The sequence below is a fragment of the uncultured Rothia sp. genome, assembly GCF_963555405.1.
Classification (GTDB): Bacteria; Actinomycetota; Actinomycetes; order Actinomycetales; family Micrococcaceae; genus Rothia.
In genome coordinates, this window is record NZ_CAUVVO010000005.1 from 1 (window position 1) to 17,103 (window position 17,103).

Annotated in this window: 14 protein-coding genes and 1 tRNA gene; 8 read left to right on the top strand and 7 right to left on the bottom strand. The window is 61.7% G+C overall.

Annotated elements, in window-relative coordinates; all coding sequences use genetic code 11:
- Positions 1 to 1,437, top strand: a 1,437-nt coding sequence (locus tag RWL87_RS04700) for a bifunctional 3'-5' exonuclease/DNA polymerase (protein WP_313969077.1), incomplete at its 5' end; no start/stop codon positions are given.
- 112 nt (positions 1,438 to 1,549) lie between these two features.
- On the opposite strand, the gene RWL87_RS04705 is transcribed toward RWL87_RS04700, so the two are convergent.
- Both RWL87_RS04705 and nth read right to left on the bottom strand, forming a co-directional pair.
- The gene (locus RWL87_RS04705) at positions 1,550 to 2,314 is read right to left on the bottom strand and encodes a CoA pyrophosphatase (protein WP_313969078.1); all 765 of its coding nucleotides are present in this window, start codon (positions 2,312 to 2,314) and stop codon (positions 1,550 to 1,552) included.
- 45 nt (positions 2,315 to 2,359) lie between these two features.
- Complete coding sequence (gene nth / locus RWL87_RS04710; RefSeq protein ID WP_313969079.1) at positions 2,360 to 3,271, bottom strand: endonuclease III; 912 nt, start codon at positions 3,269 to 3,271, stop codon at positions 2,360 to 2,362.
- Positions 3,272 to 3,416: 145 nt separating this feature from the next.
- Between nth and aroQ the strand changes: the two genes are divergently transcribed.
- Positions 3,417 to 3,857, top strand: coding sequence for a type II 3-dehydroquinate dehydratase (aroQ, locus tag RWL87_RS04715; protein WP_294643266.1), 441 nt, complete (start codon positions 3,417 to 3,419; stop codon positions 3,855 to 3,857).
- Positions 3,858 to 3,949: 92 nt separating this feature from the next.
- Here the strand turns inward: aroQ and RWL87_RS04720 are convergent, their stop codons facing one another.
- Positions 3,950 to 5,128 carry a MarP family serine protease gene (locus RWL87_RS04720; RefSeq protein WP_313969080.1) on the bottom strand — a complete coding sequence of 393 codons (1,179 nt, stop codon included), beginning with the start codon at positions 5,126 to 5,128 and terminating at the stop codon, positions 3,950 to 3,952.
- A gap of 363 nt (positions 5,129 to 5,491) precedes the next feature.
- Between RWL87_RS04720 and RWL87_RS04725 the strand changes: the two genes are divergently transcribed.
- The gene (locus tag RWL87_RS04725) at positions 5,492 to 6,169 is read left to right on the top strand and encodes a Crp/Fnr family transcriptional regulator (RefSeq protein WP_005504653.1); all 678 of its coding nucleotides are present in this window, start codon (positions 5,492 to 5,494) and stop codon (positions 6,167 to 6,169) included.
- A gap of 106 nt (positions 6,170 to 6,275) precedes the next feature.
- Here the strand turns inward: RWL87_RS04725 and RWL87_RS04730 are convergent, their stop codons facing one another.
- The 3 genes from RWL87_RS04730 to RWL87_RS04740 all read right to left on the bottom strand — a co-directional run bounded on the left by RWL87_RS04730 (position 6,276) and on the right by RWL87_RS04740 (position 8,311).
- Entirely contained in the window at positions 6,276 to 7,451 is a 1,176-nt protein-coding gene (locus RWL87_RS04730; RefSeq protein ID WP_313969081.1) for an NUDIX hydrolase, read from the bottom strand.
- The gene (locus RWL87_RS04735) at positions 7,444 to 7,926 is read right to left on the bottom strand and encodes a RidA family protein (protein WP_070831969.1); all 483 of its coding nucleotides are present in this window, start codon (positions 7,924 to 7,926) and stop codon (positions 7,444 to 7,446) included. Before RWL87_RS04735 ends, RWL87_RS04730 begins: the two co-directional genes overlap by 8 nt.
- A 181-nt stretch (positions 7,927 to 8,107) precedes the next feature.
- Positions 8,108 to 8,311, bottom strand: a complete 204-nt coding sequence (locus tag RWL87_RS04740; protein ID WP_005504647.1) for a hypothetical protein — start codon at positions 8,309 to 8,311, stop codon at positions 8,108 to 8,110.
- A gap of 166 nt (positions 8,312 to 8,477) precedes the next feature.
- Here RWL87_RS04740 and RWL87_RS04745 point away from each other — a divergent pair, with 166 nt between their 5' ends.
- The 5 genes from RWL87_RS04745 to RWL87_RS04765 all read left to right on the top strand — a co-directional run bounded on the left by RWL87_RS04745 (position 8,478) and on the right by RWL87_RS04765 (position 15,752).
- Positions 8,478 to 10,634, top strand: a complete 2,157-nt coding sequence (locus tag RWL87_RS04745; RefSeq protein ID WP_311474269.1) for a transglycosylase domain-containing protein — start codon at positions 8,478 to 8,480, stop codon at positions 10,632 to 10,634.
- A gap of 26 nt (positions 10,635 to 10,660) precedes the next feature.
- Positions 10,661 to 11,680 (top strand): metallophosphoesterase, encoded by a 1,020-nt coding sequence (locus RWL87_RS04750; protein ID WP_313969152.1) that lies wholly within the window; start codon positions 10,661 to 10,663, stop codon positions 11,678 to 11,680.
- Positions 11,680 to 13,707: an ABC transporter ATP-binding protein gene (locus tag RWL87_RS04755; RefSeq protein ID WP_313969082.1), complete on the top strand. Its 2,028-nt coding sequence runs from the start codon at positions 11,680 to 11,682 to the stop codon at positions 13,705 to 13,707. The genes RWL87_RS04750 and RWL87_RS04755 overlap by 1 nt, the downstream gene beginning before the upstream one ends.
- On the top strand, positions 13,707 to 15,569 hold the full coding sequence (locus tag RWL87_RS04760; protein WP_313969083.1) for an ABC transporter ATP-binding protein: 1,863 nt from the start codon (positions 13,707 to 13,709) through the stop codon (positions 15,567 to 15,569). Before RWL87_RS04755 ends, RWL87_RS04760 begins: the two co-directional genes overlap by 1 nt.
- Before the next feature lie 109 nt (positions 15,570 to 15,678).
- Positions 15,679 to 15,752 (top strand) — tRNA-Pro (locus tag RWL87_RS04765).
- Between the two features lie 164 nt (positions 15,753 to 15,916).
- Here RWL87_RS04765 and RWL87_RS04770 read toward each other — a convergent pair.
- Positions 15,917 to 17,050 carry a hypothetical protein gene (locus RWL87_RS04770; protein WP_313969084.1) on the bottom strand — a complete coding sequence of 378 codons (1,134 nt, stop codon included), beginning with the start codon at positions 17,048 to 17,050 and terminating at the stop codon, positions 15,917 to 15,919.
- Positions 17,051 to 17,103 lie beyond the last annotated feature (53 nt).

Here is a 17,103-nt window from a genome sequence, read left to right on the forward strand (position 1 = left end):
GACCCCTCCCCCACCGAGCCTTCCCCCGAGTTCCTTGAGGCGGCGCCTCATGAGCCTTTCACTCCGCAGTTGGCGGCGGGCCCGGTGACTCTGCTGCCGGAGCATCCGGTGGTGCGTGTGCTGATGCGTGAGTGGTTGGCGCAGGCGCGCGCCATTAGTGCGTCGAGGCACCCGGAGCGGTTGCGTCTTTTGGCGGCGGCGGAGTCTGCCGGTGCGTTGGTGGCGGCTGAGATTGGCTATTACGGCATCCCGTTTAATGTGCAGGCGCATCATGAGCATCTGTGTGAGTTGTTGGGTCCGCGCCCGGTGCCGGGTGAGCGTCCGCAGAAGATGCAGGAGTTGGCGGAGCAGATTCAGCGCATGCTGTTTATGCCGTCGTTGAATCCGGATTCGCCGCAGGATCTTTTGCGTGCTTTGCAGTCTGCGGGGGTTTCGGTGAAGTCTACTCGTTCGTGGGAGTTGAAGAGTTGGGCGGATGCGATTCCGGCTCAGCGGGATAAGCGCTGGGCGCTGATTGACCCGATTTTGCGGTATAAGAAGCTGTACCGTATTTGGACTGCTAACGGCTGGACCTGGGCTGATACCTGGGTTTCTGAGGGTGCGTTCCGCCCGCATCTTGAGGTGGGAGGCGCCGCGACCGGTCGCTGGGGCGCTTCCGGCGGTGGTGCGCTGCAGCTTCCTGCGGAGATCCGTCAGGCGGTTCAGGCGCCGGAGGGTCAGGTACTGACGGTGACGGACGGTTCGCAGATTGAGCCGCGCATCCTGGCGGCGTTGAGCCGTGATGAGGCGCTCGCTTCGGCGGGTCGTGGCGCTGACCTGTATGCGGGTATTGCCGAGCTGGCGCGCCTGAAGGGTGTGGGTTTGACGGAGCGTTCCCATGCGAAGGTGGGCATGCTGGCGATTATGTACGGCGGCCGCAGCGGTGAGATTGGTGCGCTGTTGCCGCATGTCGCGGCGCTTTTTCCGCAGGCGATGGAGTTTACGGAGCGTGCGGCTCGTATTGGTGAGGCGGGCGGTCAGGTGACGACTTTTTTGGGTCGCACGTCCCCGCCGGTGGATGAGCGTTTCCGTGAGATTGTGGCTGATCGGTCGTCGCCGGCGGCTGAGTCGCGTGCGGTATCGACGGCGCGTGCGCACGGCCGTATGACCCGCAATTTTATTGTTCAGGGTACGGCGGCGGAGTGGGCTCTGTGCTGGATGGGGGCGGTGCGTTCTCGTCTGCTGTCTGAGCGGATTTTTGGCATGCCGATGCGCACCCGCATTGTGTATTTTTTGCACGATGAGCTTCTGCTGTGCGGTCCTGAGCTGGAGGCGGATCGCGTGGAGCGTATTGTGCGTGAGGGCGCTGCGGAGGCGGCGCGTCTGCTATTCGGTCGGGTGCCGGTTGATTTTCCGGTGTCGGTGGCGCGGGTGCACAACTACGCTGACGGTAAATAATTTGCGGGCGGATTAAGACAAAAATAGGGGCGGCGGGTAGCTTCGTTCAAGCTACCTGCCACCCCTACCTATACCCCGTATCTGCTAGTCAGACGCTTATTCCGCGAGAGCCTTATTCCTCGTAGCCGGGTGCCGGGCGCATCTTTTTCTGATCCCAGGGCACGGTCCAGCCGAGCGAGTCGAAAATCCTGTCGAGCAGAATCGCGGTGAACCCCCAGACGGTGAATTCTTCGCCGCCGGGCATGCGCACCTCGAAGGCGGGGGTGCGGTGTGAGGTGCGGCCACGCTTGACGTAGGCGGTGTGCCGGTTGGCGGGGTTGAGCAGGTCGCGCACGGGCACGCGGGCGATGAGCGCGGATTCGTTGTGGTCGACGACCTCGACGGGCACGGGGCTGTTCCACCAACCAATGACGGGGGTGACCATGAAGTTGCTGATGGGTAGCGGCAGGGTGCGCAGCTGGCCGAGGACCTGCACGCCGGCGGGGTCGAGCCCGGTTTCTTCGACTGCCTCGCGCAGGGCGGCGATGTGGGCGACGGGTTCGCCGGTGGTTTCGGCGAGCGCGTAGTCTTCGGGGTCGATTTTGCCGCCGGGGAAGGCGGGCTGACCGGCGTGTGAGCGCAGGGTTGCGGCACGCACGAGGAGCAGTACGTCCAGGTCGGCGCTGACGTTTTCGGGGCAGCCTTCAAAGTCGCCGGTGGAGGGCGAGTCATCGAGCACGCCAAAGAGAATCAGCACGGCGGCTTCTTTGCTGAGGGGGCTGGCGGGTGCGCTACGCAGCAGGGCTTGGACGTCGAATTCCACGCCGCCTTCTGCGAGAGCCGTCAACGCCTGCTGGGCGGGGTGCTGCGCCTCTTGCTGGGGCGTGTTTTCGCTCATCTGTGTACCTCTTTTCTGCGCGGGCTTATTCCGGTTCGGGCACCGTTAGGCGCTGAGCGGGTAGCCATCAGCCATGAGTTCGCGGCGGGTTGCGCCCTGCAGGAATCGCAGGTGCAGGTCTTCTCGACCGGGCGCCATTTCGTATTTCATGAGTTTACGTGCTGCCTGTTCGTTCGTCTCCCCGGCGCCGTAGGACGGGCAGAAATCGGCGACAGGGCATACACCGCAGGCGGGCTTTTTGGCGTGGCAGATGCGGCGGCCGTGGTAGACCATGCGGTGCGAGAAGAGCGTCCAGTCTTTGCGTTCGATGAGCTCGGCGACGTCTTTTTCGACTGCTTCGGGAGCGTCGGCGGTGGTGAATCCCATGCGGCGGGCGAGGCGTCCGAAGTGGGTGTCGACGGTCAGTCCGGGCACGTCGAAGGCGTTTCCGAGGACCACGTTTGCGGTTTTGCGGCCGACCCCGGCGAGTTCTACGAGCTCTTCGAGGGTTGAGGGTACCTGCCCGTTGTGGCGTTCGACGAGCTGCTGGGAGAGGGTGACGATGGAGCGTGCCTTGGCGCGGTAGAAGCCGAGGGACTGAATGTAGGGTTCGACTTCTTCGGGGCGTGCGGAGGCGAGCGCGGCGGCGTCGGGGTAGCGTGCGAAGAGCGCACCGGTGACAGAGTTGACGCGCACGTCGGTGGTTTGCGCCGAGAGCACGGTGGCGATGAGCAGCTCGAAGGGGTTGTCGAAGTCGAGCTCTGCGACGGCGTAGGGGTAGGTTTCACCGAGGATGCGGTTAATCTTGCGGGCGCGGCGCACGGTGGCGAGGTGGCTTTCGGGTGCGCGTGCCTTGAGGCGGCGGGCTGCTGCGGCTGCCTTGAATTCGGGGACGAAGCGAATCTGCAGGAGCGATTCGGCATTCTCTGCCGCGGTGTTCTGTGCGTCTACTTCGGTGCGGATGGCGTTCTCGGTCATAGCGCGAGGTTACCGGGCTTTGGGTGTGTGCGGTAGCGAGGTTCACCGTACTTAGCTCGTGGCGTTTCTCGCCCCTCCCCGTCATTTTCTGGGCAGTTCGCGCCGACTACCACTGAGCGGGCACCGGCTGTGCCACACTGGTTTTATGTCAGATACGATTTTTGTGCTTAATGGACCGAATTTGAACCTGCTTGGGCAGCGCCGCCCCGAGGTGTACGGCTACACCACTCTGCACGATATTGAGCGTATGGTGCGTGAGCGCGCGGCGGATCATGGTTTTGATGTTGAGTTTATGCAGTCGAATCATGAGGGTGCGCTGGTGGATGAGATTCAGCGTGCTCGTACTCGTGGCGCGGCGATTATTATCAACCCGGCGGCGTACACGCACACTTCGGTGGCGCTGCACGATGCGCTGGAGGCGGCTGAGCTTCCGGTGGTTGAGGTGCATCTGTCGAATGTGCATCGTCGTGAGCAGTTCCGTCATCATTCGTTTGTGTCGCCGCAGGCTACCGCGGTGATTGCCGGTGCGGGTGCGTACGGCTATGTCATGGCGGTTGATTTCCTCGCCCAGCATTTCGCGGAATAGCCCCGCCTACCCCCCTCCTTGTTAAACAGTTCAGGCTCCCGTTCCTCGTGTGAGGGCGGGAGCCTAAACTTTTATCGCTGTCTAGCGGCTAGTTATTTGCGGCAGGTGCCGGTGGAGACTGCGGCGGTGTTGTCGCCGCCTTCAGCCAGTGCCTGCTTGAGGGTGCTTGCGGTGATGGCGTAGCCGGTCTGGCCGCTGGTTGCCTTACCGAAGATCACGCCGACCACGTTACCGTTCTCGTCGAGGACGGGGCCGCCGGAGTTGCCGTGCTGCACGTCGGCTGCCAGCTGGTAGACCTGACGCATAGCGTTGGCGCGGCCGGTGTCAGCGTCGATGGTCTGGGTGTTGCCGATGCCCTGCACGGTGGCGGGCAGCGCCTTGAACGGGCCGCCCTTGGGGTAGCCCATGAAGGTCACGAGGCTACCTGCGGTGGCGTTGGTGCCGATGTTCAGCGGTGCGAGCGGCAGCTTGGGCACGCTGATGAAGGCGAGGTCCTGTTCGGTGTCCATGTAGACGACGGTGCCGGGCCAGGTGCGGCCGCGGGAGTCCTGCACGACCGGGGAGGTCACGCCGGCGACCACGTGGGCGTTGGTAACGACCAGGCCGTTATCCGCTACGAATCCGGAGCCGGTGGAGGTGTAGCCGCACTGCTCTGCGGCACCCAGAATCTCAACGACCGAGGCTGCCGCCTGGTCCAGTGCCGCGGATTCTACGGTCTGGGTGGGGGCGCTGGTTTCGGGGGCGATGAGCTGGCTGACTTCGGGAATGGTTCCGAAGGCGAGCACGTCGTTGCGTACCGTGTTGATGCGGTCCTTGACGACCTCGGGGGTGGAGGCGACCATCCAGGAGAGGGTCTTGGATTCGCTGAGCACGGTGTTGAGCTGCGGGATGGGCACGGTGCGCATGGAGATGGTCAGCACGACCATGACCAGGGCGCAGGCGGCGAGGTTCAGCACTCCGCCGAAGAAGCGTTCAATGCCCTTGAGCGGGGTAATGTCGGTGACGCGGCGGATGGTGCGTCCGGCGACGAGGCCGAGCCACTGTCCGATGGTCAGGCAGATGATGAGCACACCGACGGCGGTAATGAGGCTCCACTGGGATCCCACGGAGGCGACGGCGAGGGGCACGAGCCAGGCTGCAGCGCAGACGCCCAGGCCCAGGCCGAGGAAGGTTCCGAGGGTGGTGAAGAATCCGCTGCGGACTCCGGCGAGGAAGTAGAGCAGCAGAATGATGGGGATAGCAATATCAAGCAGGTTGATGCCGGTCGTCACGACTAATTGCCTCCTTGGTGGGTAGAAGTGGTCACGGTGTGCCCATTGTGGTTGGTGCGGGCTGTGCCCGGTGAGTGTGGTGGCGTATGTTGGGCCGATAAAGGACACACCTGGATGCTTGATATTAGGGGCTGAACCTGTGGGTAAGCTTTGAATTTTCTCGAAAGAAATAACTTTTGCTGTAAAGCGCCCTATATCGGAATGCATAAAGCGCTTTTTTAGGGTACGCTCATATCAGTTGAATATGTCACACTAGCTTGAGCCTTCTCACATTTCAGATGTTGAGACGCATGACACCGGTTCGGGCTCACTCACTGAACATTTACGAGCTTCGGCTCATCACCTCATATCTAGGAGAACTTTATGGATCTCGAGATCCTCCGTCGCACCCCTCTCTTTGCTAACCTCGACGACGCAGCTTTCGCTCTGCTGACCGATGACATTCAGGAGATTGACCTCTCCCGCAACGCTGTCCTCTTCTACGAGGGTGACCAGGATGACCAGCTCTTCGCTGTGCTCTCCGGTAAGGTCAAGCTGGGCCGCACCGCCGCTGACGGCCGCGAGAACATGGTCGCGATTATGGGTCCCGGTGACGTTTTCGGCGAAATGGCTCTCTTCGATCCTTCGCCCCGTTCGACCAACGCTGTGGCTGTTTCTGAGACCCGCTTGGCTGCCATCAAGCACGAGTCCTTCAAGCGCGCACAGCAGCTGGACCCCTCGATTTCCGATCAGGTTATTAAGACTCTGGCTCGCCGCCTGCGCCACGCTAACGAGGCACTGGCTGACCTGGTCTTCTCCGACGTTCCCGGCCGCCTCGCTAAGGCTCTGCTGGACCTGGCTGACCGCTTCGGCCGCCCCGCAACCGACGGCGTGCTCGTTGCTCACGAGCTGACCCAGGAAGAGCTGGCACAGCTGGTTGGCGCATCCCGCGAGACCGTGAACAAGGCTCTTGCCGAGTTCGTTTCCCGCGGTTGGATTCGCCTGGAGGCACGCGCGGTGGTCATTCTGGACCTGCCCCGCCTGCGCCAGCGTTCCCGCTAAAGACGCACGACTTAAAAAGATCAGGAGCCGTTTCCCTCTGCATGGGGAAACGGCTCCTGATTTCTTTAACGCTTCATCCCAAGAGCGAGCGGATGCGGCAAACCCGCTAGAGCACGCCCATCGCGCCGGTGTACATGGAACCGGTGGTCGCCGGAACTACCTCGGTAAAGGAAAGCATGCACGCGCCGTTGTGGGTCACGAGCACGGGCTTCTTCACCTCAATATTGCGGCGCTTGGACAGCCACGCCACGGAGGTCTGTGCCTTCGCCAGCGATTCGAGCAGGCACATCACGCCGGGGGTGATGAGCTGGTCGAGGGTGCGGCCCACGGTGTTGGGCTGGCCGATGCGGTCGCCCAGTTCGCTGGTGTCCTTGGCTTCGAGCAGTTCGCGCACGTTCAGCCAGTCGCCCCACACGCCCTTACCGAGCAGCAACTTCGGGTCCTGGCCCACGGGCAGAGCCGTGCTGAAGTAGGCGATGTCGTAGCGCTTGAGGAAGAAGTCCGGGGACTGCCAGCGCGCCACGGGGCGCAGCAGGTCGGCGCGCACGCTCAAACCGCTGGAGGTCAGGAAGTCCGAGAAGCTCTTATCCTGAGCAGCGACCGCCTCGCGCCACGCCATGAGCTCGGGGGTGCTGGAGCGCTCCACCACATCCTGGTCGTCCTCACCGGCAAGTAGGATGCCGGTCTCTTCAAAGGATTCACGCACGGCAGCCATGACGCTGCGGCGTGCCTGAGTTACGTCAGAGAAGTGGAACTGTTCTTCCCAGTATTCGGCGCCGGGGCCAACCCAGGAGGCAGACTCATCATCACCGGGAAGAGCCGTACCGCCGGGGAAAGCCACCACGCCCAGCGGAGAGGTGCCGGGGCGGTAGGTCAGAATCGTTTCGAGACCGTTGTCGCCGTCGCGCACAAAAATGACGGATGCCGCCTGGCGCATCGTGCAGCCGGTTGCACCTTCGTTGCCGCCTTCGCGCCAGCTTTCGGCGGCGGTGCGCATGAACTCGGGAATCGTGTAGAGACGCTGAATGCAGGAGGTTCGCGGGTTAGCCGCGGACTGTCGACCGGTGAACATGCGCGGACGTTCCACGCCCTCAGCCGGGGTGGGGGTGCCGAAGCGGCGTTCCTGCACCGGCAGGGGCAGAGTCTTGATGTCCTGCGCTCCGCCTAATCCGTGACCGTCGATACCGTTCACCGTCTTTTGGGCGCCACTTTGTGCCGCCCGCTGAGCCTGGGCGGCACGAATAGCAGACAGCGGCAGCGCGCCGGTGTACAGATTAGACATACTCAACGATAATCTCGACCTCTACGGGCGAGTCCAGGGGAAGAACGGGAACACCCACAGCGGAGCGGGCGTGCTGGCCTGCCTCGCCGAAGATTTCGCCGAGCAGCTCGGAGGCGCCGTTAATGACAGCGGGCTGAGCGGTGAAGTTCACCTCGGATGCAACGAAGCCAACGACCTTCACGACGCGCTGCACACGGTCCAGGTCGCCAATGACGGACTTGACCGCCGCCAGGGCGTTGAGCAGGCTGATACCCGCGTACTTCTTCGCATCCTCGGGGGTCACGAAGCCTTCAGCGCCGGAGTCGGAAACCTTACCGGTTTCGGGCAGGGCGCCGTCAACGAAGGGCAGCTGGCCGGAGGTGTACACGTAGGAGCCGGAGGTCACCGCGGGAACGTAAGCGGCAACGGGGGCGGGTGCTACGGGCAGTTCGTAACCGAGTTCGCGGATACGTGCTTCAATACGGGATTCAGTCATGATTACTCCAGAAGGATGGCGGGTGCTGGCACCCAAACGGTGATAGGGGGAACGCCGCAAATCTAAACGCTACTGATATTCAAGCAGCGGTTAAACGGCTAACCGGCGGCCTTCCTCATCTATTCCCACTTCCCCGTTAAGAGGAGAGGAATATGTGAGGTGACCGCCGGGTACGCTGCTCTTAGTCAGCCTTCTCGCGCTTAAAGTAGGCGATGGGGTTGCCCTGAGTCGGAGCGACCATGTTCGACGCAGGGGTTGCGCCAGCAGGTGCGGATGCGCCGGGGAGAACGGTTACGAGCTCCCAGCCGTCTTCACCCCAGTTGTCGAGGATTGCTTTGGTCGTGTGGATCATCAGCGGTACAGTTGCGTATTCCCATTTCTTCATACCCTCTAGCCTAGCTTTCAGGGCCGAATAAGTAAAAGGGATTCACTATGGTTTTGGTCAATGTCCGGCGCTTTTTGAGGCTTTATTCTCAGGGCTGAAGCGCCCACCTCCCTGCGGGGTGCCGAGACGGGCTTCTTCTCACAGTTTCATGGGATAAACTGAATGAATGGCTTCATCTAAGAAAACCCGTGCGCGTCGCCGCCCGGGAGATTTTTTGCAGTTCCTCGCGTTCAGCGTGATTGCCGGTTTCCTCGCGGCAATTATTGTCGTACCCCCGGCTGTGAGTGCCGGTATGGTCGCGAACGCGTCGATGTCATGGTTCCAGGACCTTCCTGACGACATTGCCGATGGCATCTCTTCCCGTCCTTCTACTATTTACGCTGCTGACGGCAAAACCGAAATCGCGACCTTCTTTGAAGAGAACCGCGAACCGGTCAAGCTGGATCAGATTTCTCAGCACATGAAGGACGCTATCGTCTCGGTGGAGGACCGTGACTTCTACAACCACGGTGCTGTCTCCGCTATCGGTATTGGTCGTGCGTTCCTGAACAACATCATTAACTCCAACAGCGGCCGCCGCCAGGGTGCATCCACCCTGACCCAGCAGTACGTTAACAACCTCATTGTTGACTCCGCTGTGGCTCGTGGTGAGGACGCTACCGCAACCCTAAACGGTAACAAGACCTACGCCGCAAAGATTCGCGAGATGAAGCTTGCGATTTCTATGGAGCAGAACAAGTCCAAGGACGAAATCCTTGAAGGCTACCTGAACATCGTGAACCTTGGTGGTTCGAACTACGGTGTTGAGGCTGCCGCACAGTACTACTGGGGTATTTCCGCTAAGGACCTGAACGTGGCACAGTCCGCGCTTTTGGCTGGTCTGGTGCAGGCACCGAACGTGTACGATCCGACCGTGAACCCCGAGCTCGCCCGTGAACGCCGCGACATCGTTCTGGGCACCATGCTCCGCGACGGCAAGATTACCGACAAGGAATACAGCGACGCCATCGCCAGCGACATTAAGCTCAACGTCCACACCAAGTCCCAGGGTTGCTCCCTGGCAGGCGACAAGGCGTTCTTCTGCCGCTACGTGGTCAACTACCTGCTGCAGGATGAGTCCCTCGGCGCAACCGCTGAGCTGCGTAACACCGCTATTAAGCGTGGCGGCCTGAAGGTGATCACCACCCTGAACCCCGAGGCTCAGACCGCGGCAAAGCAGGCAGTTGACTCCACCCAGCCGGCAGCAACCAACTGGAACGACGTGAACTCCGCACTGACCAGTGTTGAGCCCGGCACCGGCCGCGTCATCGCGATGGCACAGAACACCGAGCTCGGTAGCCCCGCAGACGCGAACGACCACTCCAAGACCGAGTACAACTACAACGTTGATAGCGCCTACGGTGGTACCCGCGGCTTCCAGCCCGGTTCGACGTTCAAACCGATTATTCTGGCACAGTGGCTCATCAGCGGCCGCGGCGCTAACGCTACCGTGAACGGTACCCAGCTGTTCTGGCCCACCAGCTTCGGTTGGAACGCCAAGTGCTACGAGGGCGGTAAGTACTACTACACCGGTCAGCCGAACGGCTGGTCCTACAAGAACGCAGTCAACGGCGGCCTAGGCTACAACACCGCGGCGTACGGTATTCGCCAGTCGTTTAACTCGTACCTGTTCGGCATGCTCTCCCAGATTGACCTGTGCGATGTGCACGACCTGTCCATCAAGATGCACGCCCTGGACGGTACCGGCGAACCGCTACACAGCATCCCCAACCTGGGTACCAACATTGGTGGTACCAAGTACGGTATCTCCCCGCTGACCAACGCATCCATGTACGCTATCTTCGCTTCCGAGGGTAAGTACTGCACCCCGCGCCCCATCGAGAAGATCACCAAGACTGACGGCGAGACTCTCAAGGAATACCAGAACCAGTGTGAGCAGGTTCTGGATCCGGACATCGCGAACGGTGTCAGCTGGGTTCTGAAGGGTGTTATCCAGCCCGGCGGTTCCGCTTCTCAGCGCGGTATTGGTCTGCCGAACGGTTCGGCTGCGAAGACCGGTACAAACGATAACTCCTCCCAGACCTGGCAGGTTGGCTACACTCGTGGCCTGTCCACCGCGTCTTGGGTTGGTTCTAACAACCTCGGCTTCCGTTCCCTGAACGGTTTGGGCGTTAACGGTCGCGTGCTGGACTACGTGGATGGTGCAAACTACGCTGGTGCCCAGTGGCAGACCTTTATGAAGGCCATCGCCCCGAAGTACGACACGAAGGACTTCACGACCCCTAGCGATAAGGTTCTGTCTTATAACTCCAACCCCAGCTAAGGCTGAGGTTTGAAAGGCGATTGATGATGTGTGAAAACGCAGTCAACGCCCGCGTCCCCGTGGCGGTCCCCGGCGCACGCGGCTCCTCCCCGCTCCTGAAGAAGGTTGCGGGGGCGGTAGCCGCCACTGCAGCCTTGGGGGCCGCCACGGCGGCATACGGGCACTTTATTGAGCTGAACAATTTTCAGCTCCGCACCGAGTCCCTGCCGGTGCTGCCCGCCGGTAGCCCCGACTTTAGGATTCTGCATATTTCGGATATGCACATGATTCCGGGCCAGCAGAAGAAGATTGACTTCATGCACTCGCTGGCTGCCCTGGAGCCGGATTTGGTGATGAACACGGGTGATAACCTCTCCCACGTGGACGGTATGGGCCCACTGCTGGAGGCGCTCGACCCGCTCATGGACTTCCCCGGCGTGTTTGTGCCCGGCTCGAATTGCTATTTCGCGCCGGTTTTCAAGAACCCGGCGCGTTACCTGTGGCAGCCGCGCACCCCGCAGATGATTGAGGAAGGCTCGCGTGTAGCCCTGCCCATTGAGCGGATGCACGACGCCTTTGAGTCGCGCGGCTGGAGGGGCCTGATCAACCGCTACGATACGCTGAATCTCAAGGGTCTGCGCCTGGAGTTCTCCGGTGTGGATGACCCGCACCTGCGTTACGATGAGCACCCCGGATTCGCTCCCAGCGCCTTCGATGAGGGGAACGAGCCGAGCATCCGTATCGGCGTGGCACACGCCCCCTATATGCGTACCCTGCACCGCTTCGTGCAGGACGGTGCGCAGGCCATTTTTGCCGGTCATACGCACGGCGGTCAGGTCTGTCTGCCCGGCGGTCATGCCCTGGTCAGCAACTGCGATTTGCCGCCTTCGCGTGCGAAGGGTGTCAGTGAGCAGTCCGGTATTCCGGTTCAGGTTTCTGCCGGTTTGGGCACCTCTCGTTTTGCGCCGGTGCGTCTGTTCTGCCCGCCGGAGGCAATCCTGGTGACCCTCACGGCTCGCGATAAGGAGCAGCCTACCGCCGCCGATTCGGCAGGTGGTCGCCGCTAATGTCTGAGGCCTCTACAGCACACGAGACTAAGCGCCGCCGCAATCCCTTCCTGGAGACCGCGAGCGAGCCGACCCCCGACCCGATCGACTACGCGCACGGTCAGCGTGCCCCGCGCACCCTCGCCGCCTATGCGCGTCCGATTCGTGTGCGCTGGGGTGTGGGTCTGCTCGTGGCGTTCGGCGCCGGTGCCCTCGAGATTGCTATTCCGCAGATGTTGCAGATTATTGTGGATCATCTCTCGCAGAGCACCACTGAGAGCGCCATCTGGATTGCCGGCGGTCTGGTGCTTCTGCTGGGTATTGCGCACGCCTCCTTCATGTATTGGAGGCGCTGGCTGATTGTGGACCCGACCTCCACGATTGAGCTGTCCATGCGCATGAACTTCTTTGACCGGCTACTCAGCGCCCCGCTTTCTCTGCTGGACCGTTGGCCCTCCGGTCAGCTGCTGACCCGTTCCATGAGCGATTTGGGTACGATTCGCCGCTGGTTGTCCTTCGGTATTGTGCAGCTGCTGACTGTTGCGGTGATGTTCCTGGTCGGCGGCTTCTTCATGCTGCGTTCTTCGCCGACCCTGGCGCTGGTATTCGTGGTGACGGTGCCTATTCTGGTGCTGTCGCTGGTGAACTTTACCCGCAAGTACTACCGTGCCTCGCATGAGGTTCAGCAGATGACCGGTGACCTCTCCACCCGTATTGAGGAGTCGGTGCGCGGCATCCGCGTCATTAAGGCGCTGGGCCGCTCCCCCGAGCAGATTCAGGAATATTCCGAGTCGGTGGATGCCCTTCAGGTACGCGAGTATGGCAGGTCGATGCTGGTGGCTCGCGTTGCCCTGTACCAGGGTCTGATTGTGGGTGTCTCCACGGCGGTGGCTCTGGCTGTGGGCGCTTCGCAGGTTGCCGCGGGCACCCTGAGCCTGGGCGCGATGACCGCCTACTTTGCGGTGCAGACGACCGTGCTCAGCCACGTGACGCGCTCGACCGCGCTGATGTCTGCCTATTTGAGCTATAAGGTGGCGCTCGAACGCCACAACGAGGTCATGGACGAGCCCGGTTTTGAGGCCGTGCCGCTGGTTCGTGGATCCGGGGCTGTGTCTGGGCCCGAGCATCCGCAGGGTGCTTCTGATTTGTCAACAGTAGCTGGAGTGTCTGCCGAGGGCGGCTCCGGGAAGGAAACTATGCAGTACCCCAGCGGTGGCGCAGTATCTGTCGCTTTCGATCACGTTCAGTTCAGCTACGACGCAGCCGAGGCCCCTGCCGAGCCTGCTGTTGAGGCAAACTCTACGGTTAAGGCACCCGAGGTGTCCGTGCTGAAGGACGTGAACTTCAAGGTCTTCCCGGGCGAGATTCTGGCGCTGGTCGGTGCGACCGGCAGCGGCAAGTCTACCGTGCTCTCACTGATTCCGCGTTTCTACGAGCCGACCTCCGGTTCCCTGCGTTTTGGCACCCGAGATACCGCCGACATGTCTATTGAGGAGGTGCGCGCCCAGACCGCGTTCGTCTTTGAGGAGGCGGTGCTCTTCTCCGGTACCGTTCGTGAGAACGTGCTGATGGGCGTTGCAGAGCAGTACGAGCGCGGCACCGAGGATGAGGACTACCCGAGCCAGGAAGAGCTGGAGGCGACCCTGAACACCGCGCTGCAGCTGGCTGCCTGCGATTTCGTGGCGGAGCTTCCGCAGGGTCTGGATACCGTCATTGGTGAGGAAGGCATGAGCCTGTCCGGTGGTCAGCGTCAGCGCCTGTCGTTGGCGCGTGCCCTAGCGAAGCGCCCCTCCGTTCTGCTGCTGGATGACCCGTTCTCGGCGCTGGATGTGAATACCGAGGAGCGTATTATTACCGGCCTGCGTGAGGGTCTGGAGGGCCTGGGCGGCGCCACGACCCTGCTGACGGCGCATCGCCCCTCCACGGTGGCTCTGGCGGACCGCGTGCTGCTGATGGTTGATGGTGCCGTGGTGGCTGAGGGTACTCACGCTGAGCTGATGGATTCTTCGGAGCAGTACCGCCAGCTGATGACGATGGAGGAGGGCTAATGGCCCATCATCGTCCGGCGGAGCCGCGGGAGCAGATGAGCCCGCAGGAGCGCGCGGAAACCCGCGAACGCTCGATGGCTCTGCTGCGTCAGATGCTGCGCCCGCATCGTGGGGCGTTGGCTCTGTCGATTGTTTCGGTGCTTTTGGTGTCGGGTTCCTCGGCGATTGCGCCGATTCTGATTGCCCGCGTCCTGGATAGTTCGATTGAGCCGCTCAAACAGGGTGACGCATCTGTTCTGCTGACCCTGTTGGCGTTTTTTGTGGCGGCTACTGCGGTGACCGCGATTTTCTCGTGGGTCAACGTGGCGTACACGGTGCGTGTGTCACTGGGCGTGGTGGTGTACTTGCGTAAGCGGGTCTTCCGTCACGCGCAGTCGCTGAGCGTGTCGTTCCATGAGCGGTACACCTCGGGCAAGGTCATTTCGCGTCTGACCAGCGACATTGATACGGTCCGCAGCTTCTTGGACAGTGGCATTAGCCAGCTGGCGATTACTCTACTGTCCATGGTGATTTCTGCGGTCGCTATTTTCCTGCTGGATTGGCGTATTGGCTTGTTCATGCTGGTCATGGGCGTGCCGATTTACTTCTTGACGCGTTGGTTCCAGAAGACGGCTGTGCCGGTTTTCCGCACGATGCGTACCGAGTCTGCGCATCTGACGAGCCGTTTTGTGGAGACTTTTACGGGTATCCGCGCGGTGAAGGCGTTTGGTGCGGAGGTGCAGATGCGCGTCGAGTACGCGCAGGCGTCGGAGCGTTACCGCCTTGCGGTGATGGATTCGATTAAGATTTTCGGCATCTACTCGCCTGTGCTGATGCTTTTGGGCAATGTGTTTATTGCCGGTGCACTGGTGCTGGGTGGTTATGCGGTGCTGGGCGGCACCATGCAGATCGGTACCCTGCTGGCTCTGGTGATTTATGCGAACCGTGTGTTTGAGCCGGTCATGCAGCTCTCTGAGTTCTACAACATGTTCCAGTCGGCGATGTCCGCGTTGGAGAAGCTCTCGTCGTTCTTGGCTGAGGAGCCGGAGGTTGCTGAGCCGGAGCATCCGCATGAGCGCGCCGTGGAGTCTGCTGACGGTACCGCTGAGGGCGTATCCGGCAAGGTTCAGGGCGCTCTGGTGGAGCTGGATTCGGCGGTCTTCGGTTACACCTCGGATCGTCACGCGCTGAAGGAAACGACCCTGCGCATTGAGCCGGGTACGACCGTGGCGCTGGTGGGTGCTACGGGTGCCGGTAAGTCGACTATCGCTAAGCTGGTGGCTCGTTTTTACGATGTTTCGTCCGGTCAGGTGCGTATTGACGGCGTGGATGTTCGCCAGCTGGCGGACGTGCAGCTGCGCCGTGAGGTGCTCATGCTGACCCAGGAGGTGTTCCTGTTCTCCGCGTCGATTCTGGAGAATATTCGCATGGGTAACCCGCAAGCGACCGATGAGCAGGTCAAGGCTGCCGCAAAGGCGGTGGGCGCTGACGCGTTCATTGAGCGTCTGCGCGACGGCTACGAGTCGCAGCTAGGTCGTGGCGGTATTACCCTGTCGGCGGGTCAGCGTCAGCTGGTGTCCTTCGCTCGCGTGTTCTTGGCTAACCCGCGGGTGCTGATTCTGGATGAGGCGACGGCTTCGCTGGATATTCCGAGTGAGCGTGCGGTGCAGGCGGCGCTGCGAACCGTCTTGGCGGGGCGTACGGCGCTGGTGATTGCGCATCGTCTCTCGACGGTTCTGGGTGCTGATCGTGTGCTGGTGATTCATGAGGGTTCTGTAGTGGAGGACGGTTCCCCGCAGCAGCTGATTGCTTCTGGCGGTCGTTTTGCGGCGATGTACGCCTCGTGGGATGAGCTGAATCAGGTGCAGGAGGCTGAAGCCTAGAAGCTTTATCTGCTCCTCCCCGACCGGCGGTGTGCCGCTGTGTTGCGTTCTGAATTTTTTTGGGTTATCCTAGGTGAGTTGCCTACGGTATTCGCTGATAGGTCAACATCGGGATGTGGCGCAGCTTGGTAGCGCGCGTCGTTCGGGACGACGAGGTCGCAGGTTCAAATCCTGTCATCCCGACAACTAGCCCCGGTCCACTGGACCGGGGCTTTGTCGTACCCGCAGTATTTTTGTTGTAGTATTTCTGCCGCAGATTCCTCAGCAGTTTCCGGCGTATATAAAAGCGACCCCCTCCCCGCGCAGAAACGCAGGTAGGGGGTCGCTTGCACGTTATACGGCCGTGCTTAGCCGCGCCCGGAGATGAGCGCGAGAATCGCCTCCAGGGGGCCGCGTCCGGCAATAGAGCGTGCCATGCGCGACCAGAGGGTGCAGAAGCCCAGGGCGATGACGGCGCCGAGCAGCAGGAAGGCGCTCCAGTACACGGCGGTGCCCCAGCCTCCGGTTGCCACGTAGTGCTCGCCGACGGTGAATGCTTTGATGGTGGGGCCGGCGTAGATGATGATTCCGCTCAGAACAATGGAGGCGCTCAGCGACATCTGGCCCAGGCGAGCAACGGGGGTGAGCATTCCCGCCTGCGCGGAGAGCAGGCGCGCGCATTCAGCCCAGAAGTAGATGGTTGCAGCCAGGTTCAGGGTCAGTAGTACCTGCGGGCTGTTGAGGAAGCCCAGCTCGGTGTAGGGGTTGAAGGTACGGTACACGGCGAGCGCCAGTACGGCGAGTACGACGGGGATTGCGAGCTTTGCCTGCAGGTTGTCGTAGAGACGAACGAGCACGATGCCCAGGCACATGACCCAGATGAGCTGGGCGCTTTGGGCGTGGTTGACTCCGTGGCTTGCCAGGAAGGGCAACTGAACGGCGGTCCACGCATCAGCCTGGGCGGCTACGTCCATGAGGAGGGTGTAGGTCCAGGTGATGAAGGGGCTGGTCAACACCGCAAGCGCTGCGACTGCCCACAGCGGCAGGTGCACGACGAATAGGGTCAGCAGGGTGAGTAGTGCCAGGTGCACGAGCATGTCGAAGGGCAGGGAATAGGAGAAGCCCTGCGCGGGTACGGTCACGCCAGCTTGCGGCAGGTAGGTGATGCCCTGCATGAGTGCCACGCCCAGCAGTAGTAGCGCGAGGAATCGCACGATGGTTCCGGCGAAGAGCTGCGGAAAGTTTGCGGTGCGGGCGTACCGCCAGGCGGCTGCACCGAGGATGGCGGCGAAGAGCGGTTCAGCCGGTACGAGGGTCTGCGGGATCCAGAATTTCCAGGAGACCGGGATCAGCTGTAGCCAGTATCCGAAGGGGATGAGCAGGCTGAGCACGGCGAAGGCGCGGGCGAGGTCGAGCCCGAGGTCGCGTCGGGTGCCTCCAAGGGAGGCGGCACGTGCCCCGCTGCTGACGGTGGGGATGGGTTGAGTGCGCCCTGCTGCCATGTCCTCGCTCCTTGTAGTGCCGTGTTTGAGAGTCTGCGTGCCCTGCCGGGGTA

What these genes read in the sequence shown, in the direction of transcription:
- RWL87_RS04705 (WP_313969078.1), bottom strand. Translation starts at nt 2,314, where the DNA reads ATGAGCGAAAACACGCCCCAGCAAGAGGCGCAGCACCCCGCCCAGCAG.
- nth (WP_313969079.1), bottom strand. Translation starts at nt 3,271, where the DNA reads ATGACCGAGAACGCCATCCGCACCGAAGTAGACGCACAGAACACCGCG.
- aroQ (WP_294643266.1), top strand. Translation starts at nt 3,417, where the DNA reads ATGTCAGATACGATTTTTGTGCTTAATGGACCGAATTTGAACCTGCTT.
- RWL87_RS04725 (WP_005504653.1), top strand. Translation starts at nt 5,492, where the DNA reads ATGGATCTCGAGATCCTCCGTCGCACCCCTCTCTTTGCTAACCTCGAC.
- RWL87_RS04730 (WP_313969081.1), bottom strand. Translation starts at nt 7,451, where the DNA reads ATGTCTAATCTGTACACCGGCGCGCTGCCGCTGTCTGCTATTCGTGCC.
- RWL87_RS04735 (WP_070831969.1), bottom strand. Translation starts at nt 7,926, where the DNA reads ATGACTGAATCCCGTATTGAAGCACGTATCCGCGAACTCGGTTACGAA.
- RWL87_RS04740 (WP_005504647.1), bottom strand. Translation starts at nt 8,311, where the DNA reads ATGAAGAAATGGGAATACGCAACTGTACCGCTGATGATCCACACGACC.
- RWL87_RS04745 (WP_311474269.1), top strand. Translation starts at nt 8,478, where the DNA reads ATGGCTTCATCTAAGAAAACCCGTGCGCGTCGCCGCCCGGGAGATTTT.
- RWL87_RS04750 (WP_313969152.1), top strand. Translation starts at nt 10,661, where the DNA reads ATGTGTGAAAACGCAGTCAACGCCCGCGTCCCCGTGGCGGTCCCCGGC.
- RWL87_RS04755 (WP_313969082.1), top strand. Translation starts at nt 11,680, where the DNA reads ATGTCTGAGGCCTCTACAGCACACGAGACTAAGCGCCGCCGCAATCCC.
- RWL87_RS04760 (WP_313969083.1), top strand. Translation starts at nt 13,707, where the DNA reads ATGGCCCATCATCGTCCGGCGGAGCCGCGGGAGCAGATGAGCCCGCAG.
- RWL87_RS04770 (WP_313969084.1), bottom strand. Translation starts at nt 17,050, where the DNA reads ATGGCAGCAGGGCGCACTCAACCCATCCCCACCGTCAGCAGCGGGGCA.